This window comes from Marinagarivorans sp., from assembly GCF_982758155.1.
In genome coordinates this window covers 1-4336 of the sequence record NZ_CEXWTU010000324.1, presented here as the reverse complement: position 1 = coordinate 4336, position 4336 = coordinate 1, and the positions used below count along the sequence as shown (strand labels likewise).

Here is a 4336-nt window from a genome sequence, read left to right as displayed (position 1 = left end):
CGACAGACAGTGAGCTACCGGCTTCTGGCAAGCCAATATTACAAATTTGCCCTCGCAATGGCGCGGTGAGTATCACAAAGCGCGGACCGCTGCCAATGTCTAGATCGGCGTGGTGGTCGAGGTTGCGTTGGGCCATCGACATAATTTGGCCCGGTGAATATAAGCGGGTCGAGGTTTCTTCTCGGTTATTTTCAGCGGTAGGCCGCTCGACCGGTTGTACTGGCTGCCTATATGCGGCCGCTTGCCGGGGGGCGATATTGGGTTGCGGCGCGGCGGGCTCTGACGATACCAGAGAGGGCTGAAAAAGAGATTCACCATTGGTGTTCTGAGGTTTAATGCCGGAGGGTACAAACAGTTGCGTGGCTTGGCTATGGCCCGCACTTTCTGTCGTCATGCGGTAGCGCTGATCACCAAAGGTAATTTCATCACCAATGGAAATGAGTGTACGCGTGAGGATCCGCTTACCATTAATGTAGGTGCCGTTACTGGATTGTAAATCTTCAATGTGAAGACTATTCCCGGCAACAACAAACTTGGCGTGGTAACGCGATACTTTGGAAAACTGAAGGCACACTGCGCAGTCAAGCTCACGACCAACGACAGTATCGTTGGAAATGGTGTAGCTTTCGTCTTGCTCAAATGAGCGCAGTACAAACGGTCCTTTTGTGTCTGGGCGCTCGACAACGGTCGGAGCGCACTCACGAATGCTCAATGCTTTACACCTCAAAATGAAGACGTGATAACTTGGCGAGATTAAACCATAGTCTGTGACCGTCGTCACTGCGGGCTTGCCGAATTGATTGGAACGAATACCTTTTTTAGACAATTTTAACTATTTTTGGGTTTTATGCGTTCAGCAAGTTATTAAACTTCTCCCGTCTTATTACTCATTAATCATTATGAGCAGATATTTATTTTGGGCTATAAGCGAAAATTGACGCTCAACGAAGCGTAGGGATAATGGCTTACTAAAGAAGTACCGAGGCGTATTATAAATGCAAAGGATTAATTCAATGTATGCATTGGCGTGTTGGGCGATACGATTACAATGAAAAATAGAGGGTTTTATTCAATGCGAAAAAAAGTCGAGCGCGGACTGATCTATGTGATTCCCGTTATCGCTATTGCGATCTTGGGTAATCAATTACTTAGGCAGCACTTTTATGATTTGTCGACATGGAAGGGTGGCGGTATGGGGATGTTTGCCGCATGGGATCGCCCCTCGCGCGCACGTTTTATCCACGTTTTTGGTGTGGACCGTTCTGGGGAGTCTTTGCCGATATTGGAAACAGGGCGGGGTATAAGTGAACTGAAGTACCGAGTGACAACCGAGCCTAGCGACAAAAATATAGCGGTTTTATTGCGGCACGTGTCCTCACTGCGCTGGCGCTATAGCGAAGATTTACAGCCTTTATATGCTCAAAACGAAAAGGGAGACAAAGTTTTGTCTCGTGAGGTCAAAAAATTAAATTTTCAAGGTACCTTGCTCGCTGAGTTGGTGGCTGTACGCGTAGAGTACGGGGAGATTCGCTACGATCGTGCGTTGAACACCTTAAGGCCCGTCGTTATCAAGGAGAGTCAACGTGAACTCTAATGCGGAAAAAACGTCTTTGCTGAAAAAAATTCTGAGTATTGTTGATGACGTTGTGGAGACTTGCCATTCCACGATTGCGCGTTGGACGCCCTACGAGTTTGTTAGTTTATTAACATTGCTGCTGTTGGTTTTTTATCCGTACTCGCATCAAGAATTTACACGCGTCATTCAATTATTCTTGGTGGCGGGGTTGTTGTATCGGCCATTACTAAGCAGTAGTTTAGCGTGGTTTGCAGTGGCGGCATTGGCCAGTGTTATTGTGGCTAAACATTGGCATCCTGTCGCGAATCATAAATTTTTAACGACTTACTGGTTGTGGGTTTTAGCGTTTGCCCATTGGGCGAATGATACGGGCTATAAAAAACAAATTTTAGTTTTTAATGCGCGCTTTTTGGTAATGTTCACGATGCTTGGCGCATGTATTCAAAAGTTGTTATCGCCAACGTATATGGACGGTTCTTTTTTTGAGATGGCGCTATTGACGGAAAGCTATTTTCAATTTTTATTAGCGATAGCGGGGGTCGACCCGCATTTGCCCTTACTGACCAATCAAACAATTAGTGCTATTCAGAATCCTGCGGTGACTTTATCGGTGGCGAGTGTCGTATTGCCCGTGGGTGCTTTGTACAGCGCTTTGGCCATGGCCGTGACAGTGTGGAATTTAGCCATTCAATTTGTATTAGAGCTACTTGGTTTTTTTAACCAGCGCAAAGCACAAATTGTATTTCATCTATTGATGTTGGCATTTATACACAGTACCTATATTGCGGCACCTTTTATCGGCTTTGGTTGGTTAATCTGCATATTATGTTATACCTTTAGTGCGCCTAGCTATCCGCGCTTGTCGTTAGCTTACCTTGTATCGATGTTGGCGCTGGTGGCTTATGAGTCCCCTTGGCGAGATCTATTCTTATGAAACTATTGAGCGATCTCAGCGATAAAGCGACATACGTATTGTATGACGGCGATTGCCCTGTGTGCTCACGCTACACTCGTTTTGTGCGCTTTCGTGAGACAGTGGGCGACGTGGTTTTACTCGATTGTCGGGAGCACCCTTTGCTATTGGCAGACTTAAAAGCCAAAGGCTATAACTTAAATGATGGCATGTTGTTGAGTTATCAGGGGCAGTTGTTCTACGGTGATAAGGCGGTCCATATGATGGCCACACTTTCTACGCCTCATAACACTTTTAATCGCTTCAATGCGATGCTGTTTAGCAATGCAACAACGGTAAAGTACCTTTACCCCGCTATGGTCATCGGCCGTAAGGCCTTGTTGATGCTGCTTCGTAGAAAGCCGCTTTAGGGAGGTAAGTGTCCCTTCCTATTCGTTGAAAAATATCATTTGGCTTCTTGTCGTAGGCGCATTTTAGGTACGCCTACCTTTTCTGATCTACACACTTTGGCGACTTGGCTGAAAGCTCAGAAGTTTTTACGTGAAAACTTAAGGTTTTTGATGTCATTTGTTTGGCGTTATTGATCGAGATGAGTTTTTTTACGCGCCAAGGCGATCCCCGCATTTTAGCGACTTTAGTAATCAAGTTAATTAGTTTGGCGTGCTAATTGATATTAAAAGATTATTCCCTTGCCATAATTCGCCAATAGATGCCATTGGCTTTCTTGACCCTTTCAATTTTAGTGTCTATACAGTTGGGGTCATTATAGTTTACATCGTTGTTGATCGAATACTCACTTTTGTCATAAGCCCATAGAAGTCATTGACCATAAGGTTAACTGGTTTATTATGTTGGGAGGTATGAAAGGACTTTCATTAACAGTTATGGCTTCCGCGCTGTATTTTTTTGAGAGTAACTACCACGCTAAAGAGCCGAGGATAGGTTATGGATAATCAGCATATTAGTGAATTTATTAAGCGTATGCCCGCGTGCGCCCGCAATGTTGTTACTTTGGCGGGAACTGGGCCGAATGGGACTTCGCAGTTTCCTATGTTGCGCCAGTTAGGACGTGAGCGTTTACAGGCGTTAGCTGAAATAAACCTAATCTCTGCCAGCAGTGTTTCGTACTTTATGTATATAGCGGCAACAGAAGGTGGCTTTAATGCTAAAGGATATAGTGAATACGAACTCCAGGTTAGGCAGTTACATAAAGGTGGTATTTTACGTTTCTTAAAATATATTTTTTTGAGAGAGCATAAAAGTCGAGCATTTTTTTGTAACGAACTGTTAACGCAAACATTGTCGATTTTCTTCGAACGGCAGTTCCTTGATTTACGCTTCAGCGATTTTGATAAGAACTTACGCTGCCATTCTTTTTGCAAAATAAAAAATCGTTTTGTTATTATTACCCCAAAAACACATCCAGAAATGACCGTTGAAGATGTCTGCCGTGCTTGCTGTTCAGTTCCCTTTTTGCATGGTCAATTTGATTATGGGCAGTCTAGCCTTATTGATTCTATGTTTAGTGCAGACTTCAATAAGTTGCGAAAAACCATTGTGAGTGTTGAGGCTAATCATCTTTATGCGAATATTAAATATGATGGTGAATATCGCAATATACTGTTTGTAAAAAATAGATCTGAACGCTTTCCGGTTTTATCGACCCTGATAGATTTTTTCTACCTATGCGCAGGTATCCCTAATCGTGCTATTGCTGCTACCCATGAGAATAATCTACGCCTAACAGAGAAGATGGCCTAGATTATTCTTTGTGATCTTCCTTAAGTGTTTTAACCAGCCCTTTCAAGGTGACTTTTTAACCAGTTTTTCCTTCGCTAATAGCTTTG

At 43.8% G+C, this 4336-nt stretch carries 5 protein-coding genes; 4 read left to right on the top strand and 1 reads right to left on the bottom strand.

Annotated features, from left to right (window positions below; translation table 11 throughout):
- A partial coding sequence (locus tag AC3A8L_RS20290; protein ID WP_487964091.1) for an FHA domain-containing protein occupies positions 1-712 on the bottom strand: 712 nt, incomplete at its 3' end.
- A gap of 360 nt (positions 713-1072) precedes the next feature.
- Between AC3A8L_RS20290 and AC3A8L_RS20285 the strand changes: the two genes are divergently transcribed.
- From AC3A8L_RS20285 to AC3A8L_RS20270, 4 genes are all read left to right on the top strand, one after another.
- Positions 1073-1594, top strand: a complete 522-nt coding sequence (locus tag AC3A8L_RS20285) for a hypothetical protein (protein ID WP_487964090.1) — start codon at positions 1073-1075, stop codon at positions 1592-1594.
- Entirely contained in the window at positions 1584-2510 is a 927-nt protein-coding gene (locus AC3A8L_RS20280; protein WP_487964089.1) for a hypothetical protein, read from the top strand. The genes AC3A8L_RS20285 and AC3A8L_RS20280 overlap by 11 nt, the downstream gene beginning before the upstream one ends.
- Positions 2507-2899, top strand: coding sequence for a DCC1-like thiol-disulfide oxidoreductase family protein (locus AC3A8L_RS20275; RefSeq protein WP_487964088.1), 393 nt, complete (start codon positions 2507-2509; stop codon positions 2897-2899). Before AC3A8L_RS20280 ends, AC3A8L_RS20275 begins: the two co-directional genes overlap by 4 nt.
- 535 nt (positions 2900-3434) lie before the next feature.
- Positions 3435-4250 (top strand): patatin-like phospholipase domain-containing protein, encoded by an 816-nt coding sequence (locus AC3A8L_RS20270; RefSeq protein ID WP_487964087.1) that lies wholly within the window; start codon positions 3435-3437, stop codon positions 4248-4250.
- Positions 4251-4336: the final 86 nt, after the last annotated feature.